Consider the following 19674-nt stretch of genomic DNA (forward strand, 5'->3'; position numbering starts at 1 on the left):
CCTGGCGCAGGCCCGCGTCAGGCGGGGCCACCGGCCAGCACAAAGGTCTTCAGATCGTCGAGCGTCTGCTGCATGTGGGCGTCCATGGCGGCGCGGGCGCGGTGCGGGTCGCGGGAGGCCAGGGCGTCCGCGATGTTCTGGTGGTGCCCGATGGCGTGCTCCTGGATCTCCGGCACCTTGGATGTTTCCGTCCGCCGTTTTTCCAGCACGCGATGCAGCGGTTCGAACAGCACGGCGACGAAGACGTTTTCCGAGGCCTGCAGGATCAGGTCGTGGAAGGCGAGGTCCTCCTCCACGAATGCCGCGAGATCATTCCTCTCGTGGGCCAGCCGCATCCGGTCGACGTGCGCGCGGAGGGCCTGGATGTCCGAATCCGACATGCGCCCGGCAGCCAGTTCGCAGGCGCCCGTCTCCAGCATCCGCCGGAGCTCAATGAGCTGGATGGCGGCCGAGGCGTCGTTTGTGCCCTCCGAGGCGGCCCGCAGTACGGCGTCCAGGGAGCCCCAGCGGTTCACCGGGTTCACGAATGTGCCCCGGCCGCGCTCCACGCTGAGAATCCGCTGGGCTTCAAGGGTCTTCATGGCCTCGCGCACGGTCATGCGGCTGACTTCGTGCCGGGAGCTGAGCTCCAGTTCGCCGGGGACGCTCGCGCCGGGCGGAAACTCGCCGGCAATAATCCGGTCCAGCAGTTCGTCGGCCACAACGCCGACCAGCGATTTCCTAGCCAATTCTCCCCGTCCAGCGACTTGTTGCCTGATGGCGTGCTCCCTGATGGCCAAGTCTACTTGCGCGTCGTTGTGCCATATGCCACACTAGCATTCATATGCAAGATGTCTGACATCTTACATTTTGTCCCTGCTGCGGCTCGCGGAGAACCGCAGTTTTTCCACTGATAGATCCACACACAATGGAGTGCATAGTGCCCCTCGAAGCAGACGTGCTGGCCGCTTTCCCCGCGGAAGTACAGATCCCCGCCCGGCTGGTGGCCGACAGCGTGGCCGCCTCCTCCGAGGCATCCCCCCGAGTCCTGGTCGTACTCGACGACGACCCCACCGGCACCCAGTCCGTGGCGAACCTGCCGGTCCTCACCCGCTGGGAAGTGGCGGACTTTGCATGGGCGTTCGCGTACGAAGTCGACGGCCAGCGCCAGCGCGCGGTCTACGTGCTGACCAACACCCGCAGCCTTGACCCTGCCGAGGCGGCTGCCCGCAACGAGGAGATCGTCCGCAACGCCCTCGCGGCCGCCTCATCCGCTGAACCCGCGCTGCGGCTCAGCTTTGTCAGCCGGAGTGATTCCACCCTCCGCGGCCACTACCCGCTCGAACCGGACGTCATCGCCGCCACCGTCACCGCCGTCAACGGCGAGAAGACGGACGGCGTCGTGATCGTTCCCGCGTTCCCCGACGCCGGCCGCGTGACGGTCGGCGGCGTGCACTTCACCCGCGGCACAGGCGAGGACGCCGGGCAGCTCACTCCCGTGGCCGAGACCGAATTCGCCCGGGACGCCAGCTTCGGCTTCGCCAACTCGGAGATGGCCAAGTACGTCGAGGAGAAGTCGAACGGCCGGTTCCCCGCCGATTCGGTGATCGTGCTGGATCTGGACATCATCCGGGCCTCCGCCGATCCGAAGATCTCCGCCAAGGCCATTGCCGATGCCATCGACGCCGCTACGGATTCGACTCCGATCGTGGCGGACATCGTCACCGAAAACGATCTGCGGGCCCTGGCCCTGGGCCTGGAAGAGGCGGAAAGCCGCGGCAAGAAGCTGCTCTACCGCGTGGGCCCGCCGTTTGTCCGGGCACGGATCGGTCAGGAAATCCGCACCGAACTCAGCGGCGAGGAAGCCTATGCGGGCAACACCCCCTCGGAAGCCGGCGGCCTGATCGTGGTCGGCTCGCATGTCGGTGTCACCACCCGCCAGCTCAACGCCCTCACCGAGCAGCACAGCGCGGCCCGGATCGTGGAGATCGACGTCGAAAAGCTCTTCGGTGACAACGCGGGGGAGTACCTGGACGAAACCGTTGACACGGTGGTCGCTGCCCTCCGCGGCGGCGACGTGATCGTGCACACGAGCCGGCTCCTGATCAAGACCTCCGACGCCGCCGAAAGCCTGCGGATCGCCCGCACCGTCTCGGCCGCCGTCGTCGCCGTGGTCAACCGCACGCTGAAGACCTTCCCACCCCGCTTCGTGATCGCCAAGGGCGGCATCACGTCCTCGGACGTGGCCGCACACGGACTGGAAATCCGGCACGCGATCGTCCGCGGGCCCATGCTGCCGGGCATCGTCAGCCTGTGGGAACCGGTGGACGGTCCGGCCAAGGGCATCCCGTACATCGTCTTCGCCGGCAACGTGGGCGACGACCAGTCCCTCGCCGATGTCACGCGCAAGCTCAGCAACACCTTCTGACCCCGCACGATCAACACCGCACGCCACAACGCGTCATTCGATGGAGAACACCATGACCAGCAACTACACCATCACCGTCCTGGGCCTTGGCGCCATGGGCCTGCCCATGGCCACGCGCCTGGCCAGCGAGCTCACCGTCCACGGCTTCGATATCGCCGAGCCGCGCCTGAGGCTGGCCGAAGAGGCCGGCATCCGCACGTTCGCCTCCGCACGGGAAGCCTCGGAAGGCGCCGACGCGCTGCTGCTGGCCGTGCGCAACGGTGAACAGCTCAGCGATGTCCTCTTTGGCGAGAACGGCGTGGCCTCCGTGCTCAAGCCGGGCGCCGTCGTGATCCTGGGCAGCACCGTGGGCACCGAGGCCATCCCGGCCGCCGTCGACCGCCTGGCCGAATACGGCGTCGAACTGGTTGACGCTCCACTGTCCGGCGGCCCCAAGCGTGCCGGCGAAGGCGACCTGCTGATTGTGGTGGGCGCATCGCCCGAGGCCCAGGAAAAGGCCCGCCCGGCCCTTGAGCTGCTGGCCTCCACCCTGACCGTGGTCGGCGACAAGCCCGGCGACGGCCAGGCCCTCAAGACCGTCAACCAGTTGCTCTGCGGCATCCACATCGCAGCCGCCGCCGAGGCAATGGCCCTGGCCGACGCCCTGGGCCTGGACCAGGCCAAGACCCTCGCCGCTCTCGAAGCCGGCGCGGCGGGCTCCTTCATGCTCTCCAACCGCGGCCCGCGCATCCTGGAGGCCTACACCGAGAGCGGCGCCGAAGTCCTCAGCCGGCTGGACATCTTCGTCAAGGACATGGGGATCGTCGGCAAGGCCACGCGCGCAGCAGGCCTCGCCGCCCCGGTGGCCGCCGCCGCCGAGCAGCTCTACCTCCTCGGCCAGGCCCAGGGCCTCGCCGCCGCCGACGACTCCGCCGTCATCAAAGTCGTCGCGCCCACCAGGCGCACCCCCTAACCAGACTTTCCGCGCCCGACGACGGCGGTCCCCCCTCCGCCGTCGCCGGGTCCCACCCCGCCACTGTTCCCCAACGACTGACTCGTTGGGCGACCTTGTCAAAGGAGACACCTCTTCATGACCCCCCTGCTCAATTCCCTGATGGTGCGCGCCGCGGACGCGCCCGTCATCAAGCCGGCCGTGGAGCTGGGAACTCCGCTGCTGCTGACAATCGCGGCCGCCGGCGTCGCCCTGCTGCTGGTGATGATCATCCGCTTCAAGATCCAGGCCTTCGTGGCCCTGCTGACCGTGAGCATCCTGGTGGCCGTGGCCGCGCAGATCCCGCTCAAGGACGTCTTCACCGTGGTGGCCGCCGGGGTGGGAGGCACCATGGGCAAGGTCGCCCTCCTGATTGCGCTCGGCGCGATCCTGGGGCGGATGATCGAGGTCTCCGGCGGCGTCCAGTCCCTCGCCGACCACTTCACAGCCAAGCTCGGCGCCCGGCGGGTGGCCGTGGCCCTCACCGCAGTAGGCTTCCTGGTCGCGATTCCGGTGTTCTTCGAGGTCGGCATCATCGTCCTGGTGCCGGTCGTCTACGCCTTCGCCAAAATCGCCAACGTCCACCCGGTGAAGTTCGGCCTGCCCATGGCCGGCATCATGCTGGCCATCCACGTGGCCGTGCCCCCGCACCCGGGGATTGTCGCCGGTGCCGGCGTGCTCGGCGCCGACATCGGACTGATCGCCCTGATCTCGCTGACGATCTGCGTGCCCCTGGGCTTCCTGTCCTACTGGGTCGCATCCATCATGAACCGCAAGACCTACGAGCTCCTGCCAGCCGTCAAAACCCAAGTGGACGAGTTCGGCTCAGCAACCGTGGTCCGTGTTGGTCACGAGGGCCCGGGCAGCAAAGCCCTGGCCCCGCCCCGTCCGGGACTGATCATCTTCCTCATCGCCACCCCGATCGCGCTGATCCTCCTCGGCACCGTCGGCACCCTCGTGATCGACAAGAACGACTTCTGGTACGGCGTCGCGGCGTTCGTCGGCAACCCCGTCTTCGCCCTTCTGGTTGCCGTCGCCCTGTCCTTCTACCTGCTCGCCGTCCGCCGCCGGTGGTCGCTCGTGGAAACCGGCGAAATCTTCGAAGGCGCCCTGCCGCCGATCGCCTCCATCCTCCTGGTCGTCGCGGCGGGCGGCGTGTTCGGCAGCGTCCTGCAGGTGAGCGGAATCGGCAAGGCGCTCTCCGAATCCCTCGACACGCTCGGCGTTCCGCTGCTGCTGCTTGGCTTCATCATCTCCCTCGCGCTCCGCGCAGCCCAGGGCTCGGCCACGGTCGCGATCGTCACCACGGCCGGCCTGCTCTCCTCCGCCGTGGCCGGCGGCGGCTACACGCCTGCGCAGACCGCCGTGATTGTGATCGCCATCGGCTTCGGCGCCCTCGGCCTCTCCCACGTGACCGACGCCGGTTTCTGGGTGGTTGTGCGGTACTACGGGCTGACCGTCGCCGACGGCCTCAGGACCTGGACCGTGCTCACCACCGTGCTGGGACTGGCAGGCTTCGCCCTGACATTCGTCGCCTGGATGCTGGTGGGAGGACTGAGCGCCTGATGCGTACCCAACTCGACACCCTGGTGGCCGGCGCCCTGCAGCAAGGCTCTGCCGTTCCGGCGTTCACCTGCTACGACTTCACCACCGCGCTCGCCGTGGTGGGGGCGGCCGAGGAATCCGGCCGGGGCGCCATCCTGCTGGTCGCGCCGAAGACCGCGGCAACGCCCAACGGGCTGCGGCTGATCGCCGCCCTGCGAGGACTCGCCGACGCAGCCTCCGTGCCGATTGCGGTGCAGCTGGATCATGCCACCGACCCGCAGGTGATCGCCGACGCCGTCAGCGCCGGGGCCGACTCGGTGCTGGTCGACGGGTCCTCGCTGCCGTACGAGGACAACATCGCCCTGGTCCGGAACGTCCGGGCCGCCTTGGCGGCGCAGGGCCGGGCCGACGTCGTCATTGAAGCAGAACTCGGCGGACTCGCCGGCGACGAGGACCGGGCCTTCGGGACCGACGCCGCGGACAGCGCAGGCAGCACAGTGGCGGACGCCCCCGCCGGGCTCACCGACTCCGCCCAGGTGGAGGACTTCGTGGCCCGCACCGGGGCGCAACTGCTCGCCGTGGCCGTGGGCAATGTCCATGGCAAGTACAAAGGCGAGCCCCGGCTGCGCTGGGACGTGCTGCAGGACATCGCCGTGCGGACCCGGATCCCGCTGGTCCTGCACGGCGCCTCCGGCATTCCAGCCGAGGAACTGGTCAAGGCCGCGGCGATGAATGTGGGCAAGGTCAACTTCAACACCGAGCTGCGCACCGGCGTCCTGGCGGTCCTTGAGGAACAGACCACGTCGCACCGGGCCGACGGCGAGAACCTCCAGGCACTGCTGGGCCTGTGGAATCTCTCGGCCAGGACCTTCGCGGCCACCGCCCTGGCCACACTCTCGCGCTGACGCCCTGAGCTGGCCCGCGACCGGAGCGCATCCGGGCCGAACTGCTCTGGCACTCATGGCGCCCCTCGCCGACAATGATGGCAACACAGCCTGCCTTCCCGAGGGGTGCCATGCTTGCGCAGCAGCGGCCAGCCGGCGGCCCGGCGCCGATGCCGGACCGCGACCCGGTGATCGATCTTGTCCGGTTCTTTTGCCTGGCGTTGGTGGTGGTGGCCCACACCATGATGGTGAGTCCCGTGCTGCACCCGGACGGCACCGTGACCTCCGAAAACACCCTGGGCGATCAGCACTGGTTTGAACCTGTGGTGTGGGTCTTCCAGATCATGCCGCTGTTCTTTGTCGCCGGCGGCATCACCGGGCTGCAGTCCTGGCGCCGGCTCCGCGCCAGGGGCGGCACGGCCTTCGATTTCATGCAGGGCCGGCTGCTGCGCCTGATCCGTCCGGCCGCTGTCCTGCTGGCGGTCATGTTCCTTGGCCTGTCGGCGGCCCGCCTCGCAGGGGTTGACCCCCAGGTCATCGGGCTGCTCACCAGCGGAGCCGGCATGCCGCTGTGGTTCCTGGCCGCGTACCTCGCCGCGCAACTCAACCTTCCCTGGCTGGCGGCCCTCCACGCCCGCGCGCCATGGCTGACCCTCGCCGGTCTCACCGCCCTGGTGGTGACAGTCGATTGCCTGCGGGGAGTGCTGCCGCTGCTGGCATACCTGAACATGGTGTTCCTGTGGTGCGCCGTGCAGCAGCTCGGATTCATCGTGGCAGATGGCCCGCGGCTGCTGCCGGGCCGGCCGGCGCACTTCGGCATCATGGTGGCCAGCAACATGCTGCTGGGGTTGCTGGTCCTGCTGGGGCTGTATTCCGGGAACATGCTGGTGAACCTCAATCCGCCCAATGTGACGCTGCTGCTCCTGGGCGTCTCGCAGGCCGCCGCCCTCCAGCTCTTCCGGCCGGGGCTGTCCCGGATCGCGTCCATGGCCGGGGTGCGCCGGATGATGGGCGTGGCCGGCCGGCGGTCCATGACTGTCTATTTGTGGCATCTGCCGCTGCTGGCGGCAATGTCCGGGGTGCTGCTGCTGACGAATTTCCCCCAGCCGGCCGGAGGGAGCCCGGCCTGGTGGTGGGGGCGGCCCCTGGTGCTGACGGGAGTCATCGCGCTGCTGCTGCCGGTGGTGGCATTGTTTGGCCGGTTGGAGGAGCGTCCGACGGCGTCCGGACCGTCGCCGAGCCGGCCGGCGGCCGCCGTGCTGCTCGCCGCCGTCGCCGTTTTTGTCCCGGCAGTCAACGCTGCGCTCACCGGGCTCACGCCCGGGCTCCTCGGCGGGGGCGCCGCCTGCTTCGCGCTCGCCGTCGTGCTCCTGGGCCGGATTCCGGTCCGGCTCACAACGCCGCCTGACGGGCAGGGCGGATCGGAACCGCCATTGCCACGCCCGCCATTAAGTGCCAATGTCGAACCATGACGGAGAACTCGGCAACCACGGAAGATACCTTCGCCCCGGACGTCTCCACCACCCGGAACGACGAGCTGCACCGTTACGAACTCCGTGTCGGCGGCAAGCTTGCCGTCCAGGTGCGCTTCATCGACAGACCGGGGCATATCGACTTTATCCACACGGATACAGCAGAGCAGTTCCAGGGCCAAGGGCTCGCCAAAGTGCTGGCGCACTTCGCCCTCGATGACGTGGTTGCATCCGGCAAGCGGATCATCCCGAATTGCCCGTTCATGTACCGCTACCTGCGCAAACATGAGTCGTACCACCAGTATGTGGACTGGCCGGAACGGGTCCCCGAGGGAGCCTGAGCGCCTGGCCCGGGAAACCGGAACGGCGCCGGCGGCCTGCCCGCTTGTGAGCTGGAGAACAACCTCGTAAAGTTTGACCAGAGTTATGCAGTTGGCTCTTGGACAGGTCACTTTGGAGTACCCCCATGAACCATAAACTGCGTGTGCTTGTCCGGGTGGACGTCGATCCCGCACAGGTCACCCTTGAAATTACCGGTTGCGTTACCCAGTCTGATTCAGCAGCCCTCCTGCATATCGTTCGCCGCGCCTGCCGCCTCGAACCGGGCGCCGTCGTGGTCATCGACCTCCATGGCGCCTCCCACCTGGACCCGGAAGTGCTGCTGGAGCTTCGGCGGATCGCGGATGCCGGACACCTGCCCTCTGTCGACTCCGCGGACTCCGCAGAGGCAGGGCCGCTCCGTTTCGCCCTGGACGAGCCGGCCGTGCTGCCAATCTGCCTCGTGCACGTCGGCGCCGACGCCGAAGTCCTCGCCGGACTCGACACCGGCTACCGCCCGGCTCCCGTCGCCGTCGCCGGGAACGAATACAGCGAAGCTGCCGGACTGCTCGACGTCGGGCCCGGCTCCGGACCCGGCTCCGGGCTGGCGGAGGCCAACAGCCCGCTGGCCGCGGAAACCGGAGGCGCCGACGACCTTGGCTCCATCAATGGGCTGGCGCTTTCGGAGTATTTCGAGGGAACGCTGGATCCTGTGGCCACGGTCCGGGCACTGTCCGACACCGCGCTGTGCCAGCTCGCCGACGCTCTCTACCGCCACCTCGACACCAGCACCCCGTCTTTCGGGGCGCACACCTGGTACGAGCTCGCGGCTGAAGAGCTTCAGAACCGCCACCTGCTCGACGGCGACGACCCCGCAGGGGACGAACTGGCGCAAGACACGGCCCTGGCCTGAGCCGGGACGAGACTAGGCTGTCGCTATGAACCCTCAAACAGCCTCTACACCCGGCAGCACCGCTCTGGTCACGGGCGCGACGGCAGGCCTTGGCGCCGAGTTCGCCCGCCAGCTTGCCGAACAGGGCCACCGCGTGGTGCTCGTGGCCCGCGACGCCGGCCGCCTCGCGGCCACGGCGGCGGAGCTGGAGAACAGCTACGGGACCGCGGCGGAGACAATCGCCGCGGACCTGACCGACGACGCCGGGATTGCGGCCGTCGTCGCTCGCCTCAGCGACCCGGCCCGGCCGGTGGAGATCCTGGTCAACAACGCTGGAATCGGCCTGCTGCGGCCCTTCGAGGACAACGGCATTGCCGAGGAAAAGAAGCACCTGAAGCTCCATGTCGAAACCGCCATGGAGCTCAGCCATGCCGCCCTGCAAGGCATGCTCGGGCGACAGTCCGGCAGGATCATCAACGTCGCCAGCGTGGCGGCCTTCCTGCCCCGCGGCACGTACTCCGCGGCGAAGGCCTGGCTGCTGAGTTTCTCGCGCTCGGCCAACATGGCCTACGCCGCGCGCGGGGTGAAGGTCACCGCCGTGTGCCCCGGCTTCACCCACACCGAGTTCCACGACCGGATGGGGATGGACAAGACGGCGACGCCGCGCTGGATGTGGCTCGAGGCCCGGCAGGTGGTCAGCGAGGGACTGGCGGACAACGCCAAGGGCAAGGCCGTCTCGATCCCCAGCAAGCGCTACAAAGTCCTGACCTCGGTTGCGCGGGTGCTGCCGTCAAAGCTCGTCGCCGGGCCGGCGCGGCGAGCCAAGTAGCCGCCGGGCCGCGGCCTGGACTGGGCGGACAGGTCCGGCACGGCGGGGCCGGCGGTGATCAGGGCGCGGCATCGGTGATGCGGACCGCCAGCATGCAGGTCGTGAGCCCCTCCAGGGTGTCCAGGCGGACGTTCAGCAGCCGCGACATCAGGGCCAGCCGCTTGCTGAGGGTATTCCGGTGGATATACAGCGCCTGGCAGACCCTGGATGGCTGGGCGTCGTGGTCGAGGTAGGCCCTGAGCGTGGGCAACAGCCGGCCGTTGTTGGCGCGGTCGTACTCCAGGAGCGGCGCGAGCAGATTCTCCGCAGCGGCGTGGGCGCCGCTGCCGGCCGTGGCCACCACCAGGGACTCGATGCTCATCGGGGCAGCGATGGTGGGCTCGCTGACCTGCCGGACCAGCCGCTGGGCATGGGCGAGGCCAAGCCTCAGCTCATCCACGCTGCGCAGTGGCCCCTTGATGACGAGGGGGAGCCCGGGAACGATCTGCCGGAGCGAGGCCAGCAGCCGGTCCGGAATCACTTGCCAGTCCGCCGCGGTGTCCGTCCTGGCCTGGGCGAGGGCGTAGATCGAGCCGCGATACGTGAAGACATGGGCATTGTTCAGGTGATCCTGCACGGCCAGCCGGATCCGCCATGCGTTCGGCAGCTGGGTCCTGTCCGGCTCGGCCGCCAGCAGGAATGTGGGGGCGTGCGCGTCCAGCCCCGTGGCGCGGAAGGTCCGTGTCAGCTCTTTCAGGGCCACCCCCTGCCAGTCCTCCAGCTGGAGCATGAGCCGTTCCAGCTTTCCCTGGTGCGGGACGCCGGCCTTGAACGCACTGTTTAGCTGCATCGCAAGAATGGAGGACGCCGGCCCGATCAGGGTTGCGAGCGGTTCCCCGGTGGTCCCGCCCCGGACCACCAGCTGAAAATGATCCGTGCCGCCGGTGGGGAGCGCGAAGCTGGACCCCGGGGCCCCGCGACCATCCTGCCGGAGGTCCTCGGCCGTCCAGCGTGAACCGGCCGGCCAGCAGCTGACCAAGGCGCCGGTGGTGTCAAAGACGGCGCATTGTCCGTCCGCCGCCGCGGCCACCTGCGCCAGCACGGCCCTGAGCGACCCGCCGGATCGCGCCGCCTTGGCGCACCTGTCGGCCAGCTCCCACGACTGCCGGGTCAGGGCAAACCGCTCGGCTTCCAGGACGCTCGTGACGAAGCGCTGCAGCTGGAGGGCCGGGACGACGCTGGGAACCTCCAACAGGGGAATCTGGTGGGCCTTGGCCGCCTCCACCAACGGCTTTGGGATCAGCCGGTGGGCTACCCCCGTAACGAATGCGATGGCGCAGACGGGGACGCGGGCCAACCGTTCGACATAGGCATCCCACGTCCGCTGGTCAAAGAAGTTGAAGCCGATCCCGTGGGTGATCAGCAGGCAGTTGGCACCCAGGAACGGGGTGGGGTCCAGGAACTCCGCCGGTGCGCTGTAGCTGATGGACGTCGCCAGGCTCTTGGCTGTGGAAGGCGTGTGCAGCCTGAGCTGGAGTGAATCCTCCGCCAGGAGGTCCGAGACTCTCATCGTGCCCTCCCGGTGCGCCGCCGCCGTCCGAATTCGGTGTGCATCATGCACACTTGCTCTCCAAGTTAGTGGACATTTGCCCACTATGTAAGGGATGGGGCAGTCCCTACTGTTGAACGCATGAACAATGTTAATGTGGGCAGCGTCACAGCTGGCATCGAGATAAATTCGGACCTGGGCGAGGCCTTCGGGCTGCACAGCTTCGGCAATGACCGGGCGCTCATGGAAATCATTGACGTGGCCAACGTGGCCTGCGGTTTCCACGCCGGCGATCCGGACACCATGGAGGAAACCGTAGCCGCCGCCAAGGCACACGGCGTCCGGATCGGTGCGCACCCGGGCCTGCCGGATCTGACCGGCTTCGGGCGCCGCGAAATGAAACTGACTCCGGCCGAGGTCGAGTCCCTCATCCTGTACCAGACGGGTGCACTGGTGGGCTTCCTGAAGAAGGCCGGAGTGGAACTCAACCACATCAAACCCCACGGCTCCCTGTACGGGATGCTCTCGCGTGATCCGGAGCTGATGCGGTCCGCCGCGAAAGTCGCCGCACTGTACGGTGTCCCCATCTTCGGGCTTGCCGGCACCGCGCACGAAAGCGTCTGCGCGGAGATGGGGGTGCCGTTCGTCGGCGAACTTTACGTGGACCTGAACTACAACCCCGCCGGCCAGCTGATCATCCAGCGCCGGCCCGAGGCCACGGACCCCGCCAAGGCCGCCGAACGCGTGCGCCGGGTCCTGGACGACGGTCTCGTGGAGACCTCCGACGGCTCGACCGTGGGTATCGACTTCACCAGCATCTGCGTCCACTCTGATGCCCCCAACTCGCCGGCCGTGGCGCAAGCCGTGCGGGCGGCCCTCGGCGAACGGCAGCCATGACCTGTCACGCACCGCCCACCCCACCGCAAACTGAAAGGCACACCATGTCACACCAAGTCACCTCGCCGCTTCCCGGAGTGTTCTACCGCAAGCCCGGCCCGGACAAGGATCCCTACGTGCAGGAAGGCGACGACGTCGAGGCGGGCCAGACGATCGGCGTCGTCGAAATCATGAAGCAGTTCAGCGAAGTCAAGACAGAAGTGGCCGGGAACCTGGTCAAGTTCGAGGTGTCGGATTCAGGCACGGTCAATCCGGGTGACGTGATTGCAGTGATAGAGGAAAAACCATGAAGAAACTGCTCATAGCCAACAGGGGTGAGATCGCCGTACGGATTATCCGCACAGCACGCGAACTGGGGATTCGCACGGTGGTGGTGGCGAGCGAACCCGATGTCGACGGGCTGGCTGCCCGCCTTGCGGATGAATACGCGGTCATTGGTCCCGCCCCCGCCAGCCAAAGTTACCTGAACCATGGCGCCGTCCTGAAAGCGGCAATCGACTTCGGCTGCGACGCGGTGCACCCCGGCTACGGCTTCCTGTCCGAGAATGCGGTGTTCGCCCGGGCCGTCATGGAAGCCGGGCTCATTTGGGTGGGCCCGTCCCCGGAAGCCATCGAGCTGATGGGGGACAAGGCGCGGGCACGGCAGGCGGCTGAGGCCGCGGGCGTTCCCACCCTCCGCGGGACCCACGGGGAGGCCCCCACCGGCGACGCGTTGCTGGAGATCGCGGCCGAGATCGGCTACCCGCTGGTGGTCAAGGCGGCCGCAGGCGGCGGCGGGCGCGGAATCCGGCTCGTGACCCGCGCGGAAGACCTGGCCTCGACCGTCGACGTGGCGCAGGCCGAAGCTGCCGCCGCGTTTGGCAGTGCCGCCGTCTACCTGGAGAAGTTTGTGGAACGCGCCCGGCACGTTGAGGTCCAGGTCCTCGGGGACGGCACCAACGTCGTCCACCTCGGTGACCGGGACTGCTCCATGCAGCGGCGGCAGCAGAAAATACTGGAGGAGGCTCCCGCCCCTGACCTGCCGGACGCCGTCCGCAAGCACATGCTGGATTCCTCGGTGGAGCTTGCCCGGCAGTGCCACTACAAGGGACTCGGCACCGTCGAATTCCTCTATGACGCGGTCAACCACGAAGTCTCCTTCATCGAGATGAACACCCGGCTCCAGGTGGAGCACCCCGTCACGGAGATGGTCACTGGCCTTGACCTGGTCCGGGAACAACTGCTCATCGCCGCCGGCGAGCCGCTTCGGATGCGCCAGGAAGACGTCGTCTTCCGCGGCCATGCCTTCGAGTTCCGGCTCAACGCCGAAGACCCGGCCAAGGGATTCATGCCCAGCCCCGGGCTGCTGGAACGCCTCGACTGGCCGGGCGGTCCCGGTGTCCGTATTGACTCCGGGTTCGTTGCCGGATCCACGGTGATGCCGTTCTACGACTCGCTCCTGGCGAAGATCATTGTCTGGGACGAAACCCGGGACGAGGCCATCGGGCGGTCCATCCGGGCCCTGGACGAGATCACGATCGAGGGTGTGTCGACCACCATCCCGCTGCTGAGTGCCGTGCTGCACCGGCCGGAACTGAAGTCGGTGGAGCACCACACCAAGTTCATCGAGACGACCCCGGAGATCCTGGGTGGGCTGTCATGAGCGACAATCTGAGCGCCGACTCGCTCAAAGGCACGGCACGCTACACCTGGGGCGGCGACGAGTTCCTGTTCGTGGAAATCTCCGAGGCCATGAGCCTGGCCGCGAACTTCAAATCCAACTCGATGGCCACCCGGCTCGGTGGCCGGGCGCTGGCCGGCGTGACCGAAATCTGCCCCGCCAACGCGTCCCTGCTGGTCCGCTTCGATCCTGACCTGCTGGACGCGGCGGACCTCGAATCCGCCATGCGGGAGATCGAAGTCGAAGTGGACAACGCCTCCCACCCGGTGCTGAACACCCGGCTGATCGAGATTCCGGTCTGGTACGACGATCCGTACACGCGGGAAACCGGTGCCCGGTTCCGCAGCGGTCACCAGCGGCCGGAGGGGACCGACCTGGACTTTGCGGCCGAGGTCAACGATCTCTCCGGTGCCGACGAGTTCATCAGGCGCCACCACAGCAGTCCCTGGCTGGTCTCCATGGTCGGGTTTGTGGCCGGTCTGCCGTTCATGTTCCAGATGGTGCCGCGCGAGCAACAGCTGGAGGTGCCGAAATACCTGAGCCCGCGCACGGATACGCCTCCGCTCACCGTCGGCCACGGCGGCTGCTTCGCCTGCATCTATTCCGTACGCGGGGCCGGCGGCTACCAGATGTTCGGCATCGCGGCGGCTCCGATCTTCGACCCGGCGCAGTCCCTGGCCGATTTCAAGGACTTCATGGTCTTCTTCAAACCCGGCGACATCGTCAAGTTCCGCCCCGTCGATGAGGACGAATACAAGAGCATCAAGGAACAGGTGGACGCGGGAACCTTCGTCTACAAGCAGGTGCCGGTCACCTTCGATCTGGCCGAGGCCCTCGGCGACCCCGAGAGCTACAACACCAAGCTATTGGAGAACCTCAATGACTCTTGAGATCTTGGAACCAGGCCTCTCAACGACGGTCCAGGACCGGGGAAGATTCGGCCACTACAACGTGGGAATCCCACAAGGCGGCTCCATGGACCAGCTCTCCGCGGAGATCGTCAACGCCCTGGTGGGCAACACCGCCGAGGAAGCGGTGCTCGAATGCACCTATCTGGGCCCGAAATTCCGCACCTCCGCGCCCGCGGTGATTGCCGTGGGTGGCGCGCCGGTGGAGGTGAAAGTCAACGGAGCCACCGCCCCGCAATGGGAGGCCATTGAACTGGCGGCGGGGGACGAGGTCTCGTTCGGATTCCTCCAGGGCGGCACCCGGTACTACGTGGCAGTCCGGGGCGGCATTGACGTGCCGCTGGTGCTCGGGAGCCGTTCCACGTACGCCCTTGGTGCCTTGGGCGGCTATCAGGGCCGCAAGCTCGCCGCCGGGGACCAGGTACCTGTGGGCGACACGGCATCCGGGGAGGTCCTGGGCGCGATCGCCCCGGAGCTGCGCCCGGCATTCCCGGCCGAAACGGAGATCCGGGTCCTTCTGGGCCTCTACGACCACCGGCTGACTGCGGCCGGACTGGCGACCCTGCTGGAGTCGACCTGGACGCTCACTCCGGTGGCCGACAGGACGGGCCTGCGCTACAGCGGGCCGGAGGTCGAATGGAAGGAGCGGGAGCAGCCCTTCGGTGCCGGTTCCGATCCCTCCAACATCGTCGACGCCGGATATGCGGTGGGTTCCATCCAGATCCCCGGCGGCAAAGAACCGATCGTCCTGCACCGCGACGCCGTGTCCGGAGGAGGCTACGCCATGGTCGCAACCGTCATCAGCGCGGATATGGACTCACTTGCCCGCAGCGCACCGGGGACCAAGACGCGCTTCGTCGCGGTGAGCATGGAGGAAGCCGTCGCTGCCCGTTCGGAAGGGAAGGCCCTCCGCCGTTCCATCTGGGGATAACCAACGCCCCCACAGCCCCGTGGCGCCCGGCCCGGCTGCACAATTGCATCACTACAACACCAGAGGTGTCGCTTTGTCGTACTCAAATTTAGTAATGCCCGTCGACCAGCGGGTCGGCAAATGGTCGCTGACCATGGCCTGGTGGGCCCTGTTCTCGGCTATGTTCTGGATCTACGTGGCAGTGGCCTCGGCCGGGGCCGTCGGGGTGCCCAACACCATCATCGGCATGGTCCTCACAATCGCCACGTACGGGATCATCAACCTGGTGCTCTCGCGCTACGCGGCCCGCACCGGCCTGACGGTGAGTGTCTTCTCCCGGACCCTGTTCGGACTGCTGGGATCGGCGCTCGCGTCACTGATCTTCGCGGCCACGGCCATCTACTACGCCGTCTTTGAGGGCTCCATCATCGCCGTCGCCTTCCACGAATATTTCGGCGGCGAACTCGTGCTCTGGTACGCCGCGGTAGTGGTCTACGCCGTCCCCTTGGCAGTCGGCGGTGTCCAGCACTGGCTGGACCGGCTCAATGGGTTCCTGCTCCCGTTCTACTTCGCCGGGCTCGTCGCAGTGGTCATCGCCGCGACCCTGATTCAGGGCGTGCCCACCAACTGGATCGGCGAGGCCGCGGCAAGCTCCGCACTGCCCGGCTGGCTGACGTCCTACCTGATCTACATGGGCGTCTACATCATGATGATGTACACCTTCGACTATGCCCGGATGGGCAAACGCCAGGACCGCAAATTCCTCGGCAGCGTCACGTTCGGCTGGGTGTTCTATGCCTTCACGTTCGGGCTGAACGGCCTGGTCGGCATCTACATCATGAGTGCGTGGGGCCTGGAGGCGTCCGAGACGGGCGTGGTCACGGCGTTCATATCTTCGCTGGGAGTCTGGGGGCTGCTGGTCATTTTCATCTCGCAGACCCGCATCAATACGGCCAACTACTTCCTCGCGTCGACGAACCTCTCGGCCTTCGCCCACCGGGTGTTCGGCCTCAACCTGCCACGGTATGTCTGGGTGATTGTCTCCGGAGTGCTGGCGTTCCTGCTGATGCTCACGGACGTGCTGAGCTACCTGCTGAAGGCGCTCGCCTGGCAGGGCGTCTTCGTCACGGCCTGGGTGGCGATCGCGCTGACGTACATTGCAGTGAACTGGAAAGAGGAGCGGTACTTCCCGGAAGTCCGGCCGGGCCGGCTGAAGCCGGTCACCGCCGGAGCCATCGCGTGGGTGGTTGCCTCCGCCACGGGCATCATTTTGACCGAGCAGACGGCGCTGCCCGTGGTCTCGCAGCTCACTCCGATGATCACCATGGCGCTCGCCGCCGGCTTGTACTATGCCGCGTACAAGCTCTCCCCGCCCCCGGTCATGGACGGACAAAGGGACCTCTCGCCCGAGGAACATGCCGAGCTGCTGGCGGCCGAGCCGCAGTAGCCCGATCGCGTCAGGGCGGCTGCCCGCCTCTTGCCCCGCTATAGAGGCGGGCGGCCGCATGACGTGCAGCGTCGGCGGCTGGGACCGTTACCGTCGTCGGCGGATCAACAAGACGACGGCGATCCCGACGGCGGCGCCCACCAGTGTCTCGACGGCCCGTTCGGTCACCAGCACGCCGGGATCGGCCGGCGCGGCAAGCTGTCCGACCAGCAGGATCACCGGGGTGAAGGAGACCATGGCGAGGCCGTAGTGCCGGGTCATGAACAGCTCGGTGCTGAACTGCAAGACGATCACCAGGCAGACCAGGACGGCGGCCTCCTGGCCGGGGAAGGCCAGCAGCGGCGAGCCCGGCCACGGGAACAGGACCGCCGCGACCACCACGAGTCCGGCCAGTGTCCCGACGATCCGGTGGACGCCGCGGTACACGCTGCTGGGCAGGTCCGCCCCGGCAAGCGGTACCGCCGCCGCGGCCATGGCCCAGTGCGGGTGGCCGCTGCCACTGAGGACCCCCAGGATCCCGGCGCCGCCGACGGCGGTGACGTAGCGGGCGGCATGCAGCCACGCCGCCCGGCGGCCTGCCCCGCGCAGCACCGTGACGTCCCGCCGCCGCCCGCGGTGCCAGGCGCGGCCGACAAACCAGCCGCCAAAGCCGACCATGATCGAGAACCCGGCCGATCCCGCGGCGATGAGAACGCCCGTCTGCCAGGGGTCGGCGGCGGGAACGGAGGCGCACGCGCCCAGGGCCAGGATCCCGAAGAAGGGACCGGCGGGTTTCAGGGCCGTCCTGTCCGTGAACAGCGAGCCCACGCCGGCAAACGCGGCCTCAATGATCACCAGGGCCCACGAATGAATGTGGTGGACAGAGAGGAAGACGCCGACTCCTACGCCGGCAACCAGGAGGACAGCAGCCTGGCTTTGATGGCGGAGCCGGAGCTGGTGAGGCTCGGTGCGGCCGTACATGCCGGTCAGCGCGCCGAAAACGGCGTAGCCGGCCAGCTCGGGGCGGCCGGCCGCCAGGAGCGCCAGGGACGGAACGGCCACGCTGATCGCCACCCGCCAAGCCGACACATGGTCCTTGTTGGCCGGGGCCAGGCTGTGCAGAGAGCGGATGTGGTGCAACAGGGACATCTCAACTGCCTCTCGGGTTTCTCCGGTTCCCTAACTTTCGCGGGGTGCCCGGGGGCCGGGCTTTCCCGGCTGTCCCTGCTTTCGCGGGAGCTGATAGTGGTTCGGACACGCCTAAGGCCTGCCCGGATGCGTCCCCCAACGGGTAAGCATCCGGAACAGGCCTCAAAGGGCGGGGCTGTCAGCTACGTAGCCTGGGCTACTGCTGCCGGTCCGGTCGGACCAGCAGGCTTAGGCGTTGGCCGGGACTTTCTCGGCTTCCCCGCGCCCTGCGGTGGAATCGACGGCCGGTGCGACCATGGGCATGTCCATGTGCTCGAGGTCGATCAGCGGGTTCTCGTCCTGCGTCGCGACCAGCTCGCGGGCCTCGGCCTGGGTGTCCACGCTCGGCATGGAGCCGGGCAGCGGCATCTGAGCGGATTCCTTCAGGAAGTAGATCGCTACTGCGCCGATCGCCGAGGTGGCCATCAGGTAGTAGGCCGGCATCATGTCGTTGCCGGTTGCGCTGATCAGGGCGGCAACGATGAACGGCGTGGTGCCGCCGAAGATGGCCACCGAGAAGTTGTACGCGATGCCCATGGCGCCGTAGCGGCTGGCCGTCGGGAACTGGGCCGGCAGGGCCGAGGCCAGGTTGGCCACGTAGAACGTCACCGGGAAGGCAATCAGGGAAAGGCCGGCCAGAGTGGACCAGATTTCACCGATGCCGATCAACAGGAAGGCGGGGGTGGCGAGGACGACAGTGCTGATGGCGCCGATCCACAGCACAGGGCGGCGGCCGATCCGGTCAGAAAGCTTGCCGGTCAGCGGGATGCAGAGGCTCATGATGACCAGCACGGGGATGGTCAGCAGCGTGCCGTGCAGTTCGTCGTAGCCCTTGGACTCCGTCAGGTACGTCGGCATGTAGGAGGTCAGTGCGTAGCCGGCGGTGTTTGCTGCCGCGACCAGGATCATCGCGACGATGAGGGAGCGCCAGTACGCCTTCACGATGCCCACCGGGCCCTTGGAGGCTGCGGTGTCCGCGGCGGTTGCGTCCTTGGCGAGGTTCTCCTGGGCATCCAGGGTCGCCTGGAACTGGGGGGATTCCTCGATCTTGCTCCGGAAGTACACGGCGATCAGGCCGAGCGGGCCGGCAATGAGGAACGGGATGCGCCAGCCCCACTGCTCCATGGTGTCCTGGCCGAGGGTCAGCTGCAGCACCGAAACGAGGGCCGCGCCAAGGGCGAAACCGAGGTAGCTGCCCATGTCCAGGAAGCTGGCGAAGAATCCGCGGCGCTTGTCCGGGGCGTACTCGCTCACAAAGGTCGTGGCGCCGGCGTATTCACCACCGGTAGAGAAGCCCTGGATAACTTTGAACAGGACCAGCAGGACCGCAGCCCAGATGCCGATCTGTGCGTAGCCGGGCAGGAGCCCGACGGCGAAGGTGCTGGCGGCCATGATCATCAGGGTCGCGGCGAGGACCTTCTGTCGGCCGATCTTGTCGCCCAGCCAGCCGAACACGACTCCGCCGAGGGGGCGGGCAATGAAGGTGGCGGCGAAGGTTCCGAGCAGGAACAGAGTCTGGACGGACTTGTCCGCTTCCGGCAGGAACACCGGTCCCATGGTGGTGATCAGGTAGCCGAACACGCCGACGTCGTACCACTCCATGGTGTTACCCACGATGGTGCCGCCGAGTGCCTTCTTGAGCATCGGCTGGTCGACAACGTTGACGTCGGACTCGCGGAGTCGACGGCGACGTAGCTTCGGTTTCTTCACACCCTTGGGTGCGCCTTGGTTGGTTCTGCTGGCGTCGATGACGCCTGCTGAAGAGTCGGTCGTGCTTCGGTCTGTGGGCATTTGGGAAGCTCCTAGGGAGATCATTTGCTTGCGACTTGTAGCTGCCCCG

The 19674-nt window shown here is 67.4% G+C and carries 18 protein-coding genes; 14 read left to right on the plus strand and 4 right to left on the minus strand.

Features of this window, described 5'->3' with window-relative positions; all coding sequences use genetic code 11:
• Nucleotides 1–17: 17 nt before the first annotated feature.
• The gene (locus ABH915_RS02255) at nucleotides 18–728 is read right to left on the minus strand and encodes a FadR/GntR family transcriptional regulator (protein ID WP_370117314.1); all 711 of its coding nucleotides are present in this window, start codon (nucleotides 726–728) and stop codon (nucleotides 18–20) included.
• Between the two features lie 191 nt (nucleotides 729–919).
• On the opposite strand from ABH915_RS02255, the gene ABH915_RS02260 reads away from it, so the two are divergent.
• From ABH915_RS02260 to ABH915_RS02295, 8 genes are all read left to right on the plus strand, one after another.
• On the plus strand, nucleotides 920–2407 hold the full coding sequence (locus ABH915_RS02260; RefSeq protein ID WP_370117317.1) for a four-carbon acid sugar kinase family protein: 1488 nt from the start codon (nucleotides 920–922) through the stop codon (nucleotides 2405–2407).
• A gap of 52 nt (nucleotides 2408–2459) precedes the next feature.
• Nucleotides 2460–3359, plus strand: a complete 900-nt coding sequence (locus ABH915_RS02265; protein ID WP_370117319.1) for an NAD(P)-dependent oxidoreductase — start codon at nucleotides 2460–2462, stop codon at nucleotides 3357–3359.
• Nucleotides 3360–3476: 117 nt separating this feature from the next.
• Nucleotides 3477–4943 carry a GntP family transporter gene (locus ABH915_RS02270; RefSeq protein ID WP_018774882.1) on the plus strand — a complete coding sequence of 489 codons (1467 nt, stop codon included), beginning with the start codon at nucleotides 3477–3479 and terminating at the stop codon, nucleotides 4941–4943.
• The gene (locus tag ABH915_RS02275; RefSeq protein ID WP_370117323.1) at nucleotides 4943–5827 is read left to right on the plus strand and encodes a class II fructose-bisphosphate aldolase; all 885 of its coding nucleotides are present in this window, start codon (nucleotides 4943–4945) and stop codon (nucleotides 5825–5827) included. The genes ABH915_RS02270 and ABH915_RS02275 overlap by 1 nt, the downstream gene beginning before the upstream one ends.
• A gap of 110 nt (nucleotides 5828–5937) precedes the next feature.
• A complete protein-coding gene (locus tag ABH915_RS02280; protein ID WP_370117326.1) occupies nucleotides 5938–7278 on the plus strand; it encodes an acyltransferase in 1341 nt (446 codons plus the stop codon).
• A complete protein-coding gene (locus ABH915_RS02285) occupies nucleotides 7275–7619 on the plus strand; it encodes a GNAT family N-acetyltransferase (protein ID WP_018774879.1) in 345 nt (114 codons plus the stop codon). Before ABH915_RS02280 ends, ABH915_RS02285 begins: the two co-directional genes overlap by 4 nt.
• Nucleotides 7620–7744: 125 nt before the next feature.
• Entirely contained in the window at nucleotides 7745–8509 is a 765-nt protein-coding gene (locus tag ABH915_RS02290) for a hypothetical protein (protein ID WP_370117329.1), read from the plus strand.
• A gap of 25 nt (nucleotides 8510–8534) precedes the next feature.
• Nucleotides 8535–9317: an SDR family NAD(P)-dependent oxidoreductase gene (locus tag ABH915_RS02295; RefSeq protein WP_370117332.1), complete on the plus strand. Its 783-nt coding sequence runs from the start codon at nucleotides 8535–8537 to the stop codon at nucleotides 9315–9317.
• 58 nt (nucleotides 9318–9375) lie between these two features.
• Here ABH915_RS02295 and ABH915_RS02300 read toward each other — a convergent pair whose 3' ends face one another.
• Nucleotides 9376–10866, minus strand: coding sequence for a helix-turn-helix domain-containing protein (locus ABH915_RS02300; protein ID WP_370117335.1), 1491 nt, complete (start codon nucleotides 10864–10866; stop codon nucleotides 9376–9378).
• 120 nt (nucleotides 10867–10986) lie between these two features.
• On the opposite strand from ABH915_RS02300, the gene pxpA reads away from it, so the two are divergent.
• The 6 genes from pxpA (at nucleotide 10987) to ABH915_RS02330 (ending at nucleotide 16667) form a co-directional block, all read left to right on the plus strand.
• The gene (pxpA, locus tag ABH915_RS02305; protein WP_051082321.1) at nucleotides 10987–11742 is read left to right on the plus strand and encodes a 5-oxoprolinase subunit PxpA; all 756 of its coding nucleotides are present in this window, start codon (nucleotides 10987–10989) and stop codon (nucleotides 11740–11742) included.
• 44 nt (nucleotides 11743–11786) lie between these two features.
• The gene (locus ABH915_RS02310) at nucleotides 11787–12032 is read left to right on the plus strand and encodes an acetyl-CoA carboxylase (protein WP_018774875.1); all 246 of its coding nucleotides are present in this window, start codon (nucleotides 11787–11789) and stop codon (nucleotides 12030–12032) included.
• Nucleotides 12029–13384, plus strand: coding sequence for an acetyl/propionyl/methylcrotonyl-CoA carboxylase subunit alpha (locus ABH915_RS02315; RefSeq protein WP_018774874.1), 1356 nt, complete (start codon nucleotides 12029–12031; stop codon nucleotides 13382–13384). The genes ABH915_RS02310 and ABH915_RS02315 overlap by 4 nt, the downstream gene beginning before the upstream one ends.
• Entirely contained in the window at nucleotides 13381–14292 is a 912-nt protein-coding gene (locus tag ABH915_RS02320; protein ID WP_370117340.1) for an allophanate hydrolase subunit 1, read from the plus strand. Before ABH915_RS02315 ends, ABH915_RS02320 begins: the two co-directional genes overlap by 4 nt.
• Nucleotides 14282–15241, plus strand: a complete 960-nt coding sequence (locus ABH915_RS02325; RefSeq protein ID WP_026266678.1) for a biotin-dependent carboxyltransferase family protein — start codon at nucleotides 14282–14284, stop codon at nucleotides 15239–15241. Before ABH915_RS02320 ends, ABH915_RS02325 begins: the two co-directional genes overlap by 11 nt.
• A gap of 94 nt (nucleotides 15242–15335) precedes the next feature.
• Nucleotides 15336–16667, plus strand: coding sequence for a cytosine permease (locus ABH915_RS02330; protein WP_370117343.1), 1332 nt, complete (start codon nucleotides 15336–15338; stop codon nucleotides 16665–16667).
• Between the two features lie 87 nt (nucleotides 16668–16754).
• On the opposite strand, the gene ABH915_RS02335 is transcribed toward ABH915_RS02330, so the two are convergent.
• Nucleotides 16755–17795 carry an FUSC family protein gene (locus ABH915_RS02335; RefSeq protein WP_370117346.1) on the minus strand — a complete coding sequence of 347 codons (1041 nt, stop codon included), beginning with the start codon at nucleotides 17793–17795 and terminating at the stop codon, nucleotides 16755–16757.
• Between the two features lie 228 nt (nucleotides 17796–18023).
• Nucleotides 18024–19625: an MFS transporter gene (locus ABH915_RS02340; RefSeq protein ID WP_018774869.1), complete on the minus strand. Its 1602-nt coding sequence runs from the start codon at nucleotides 19623–19625 to the stop codon at nucleotides 18024–18026.
• Nucleotides 19626–19674: the final 49 nt, after the last annotated feature.

Origin of the sequence: Arthrobacter sp. MW3 TE3886 (assembly GCF_041262145.1) — a bacterium.
Lineage (GTDB): Bacteria > Actinomycetota > Actinomycetes > Actinomycetales > Micrococcaceae > Arthrobacter.

What these genes read in the sequence shown, in the direction of transcription:
- ABH915_RS02280 (WP_370117326.1), top strand. Translation starts at nt 5,938, where the DNA reads ATGCTTGCGCAGCAGCGGCCAGCCGGCGGCCCGGCGCCGATGCCGGAC.
- ABH915_RS02335 (WP_370117346.1), bottom strand. Translation starts at nt 17,795, where the DNA reads ATGTCCCTGTTGCACCACATCCGCTCTCTGCACAGCCTGGCCCCGGCC.
- ABH915_RS02275 (WP_370117323.1), top strand. Translation starts at nt 4,943, where the DNA reads ATGCGTACCCAACTCGACACCCTGGTGGCCGGCGCCCTGCAGCAAGGC.
- ABH915_RS02265 (WP_370117319.1), top strand. Translation starts at nt 2,460, where the DNA reads ATGACCAGCAACTACACCATCACCGTCCTGGGCCTTGGCGCCATGGGC.
- ABH915_RS02315 (WP_018774874.1), top strand. Translation starts at nt 12,029, where the DNA reads ATGAAGAAACTGCTCATAGCCAACAGGGGTGAGATCGCCGTACGGATT.
- ABH915_RS02330 (WP_370117343.1), top strand. Translation starts at nt 15,336, where the DNA reads ATGCCCGTCGACCAGCGGGTCGGCAAATGGTCGCTGACCATGGCCTGG.
- pxpA (WP_051082321.1), top strand. Translation starts at nt 10,987, where the DNA reads ATGAACAATGTTAATGTGGGCAGCGTCACAGCTGGCATCGAGATAAAT.
- ABH915_RS02270 (WP_018774882.1), top strand. Translation starts at nt 3,477, where the DNA reads ATGACCCCCCTGCTCAATTCCCTGATGGTGCGCGCCGCGGACGCGCCC.
- ABH915_RS02290 (WP_370117329.1), top strand. Translation starts at nt 7,745, where the DNA reads ATGAACCATAAACTGCGTGTGCTTGTCCGGGTGGACGTCGATCCCGCA.
- ABH915_RS02325 (WP_026266678.1), top strand. Translation starts at nt 14,282, where the DNA reads ATGACTCTTGAGATCTTGGAACCAGGCCTCTCAACGACGGTCCAGGAC.
- ABH915_RS02310 (WP_018774875.1), top strand. Translation starts at nt 11,787, where the DNA reads ATGTCACACCAAGTCACCTCGCCGCTTCCCGGAGTGTTCTACCGCAAG.
- ABH915_RS02300 (WP_370117335.1), bottom strand. Translation starts at nt 10,866, where the DNA reads ATGAGAGTCTCGGACCTCCTGGCGGAGGATTCACTCCAGCTCAGGCTG.
- ABH915_RS02320 (WP_370117340.1), top strand. Translation starts at nt 13,381, where the DNA reads ATGAGCGACAATCTGAGCGCCGACTCGCTCAAAGGCACGGCACGCTAC.
- ABH915_RS02285 (WP_018774879.1), top strand. Translation starts at nt 7,275, where the DNA reads ATGACGGAGAACTCGGCAACCACGGAAGATACCTTCGCCCCGGACGTC.
- ABH915_RS02295 (WP_370117332.1), top strand. Translation starts at nt 8,535, where the DNA reads ATGAACCCTCAAACAGCCTCTACACCCGGCAGCACCGCTCTGGTCACG.
- ABH915_RS02340 (WP_018774869.1), bottom strand. Translation starts at nt 19,625, where the DNA reads ATGCCCACAGACCGAAGCACGACCGACTCTTCAGCAGGCGTCATCGAC.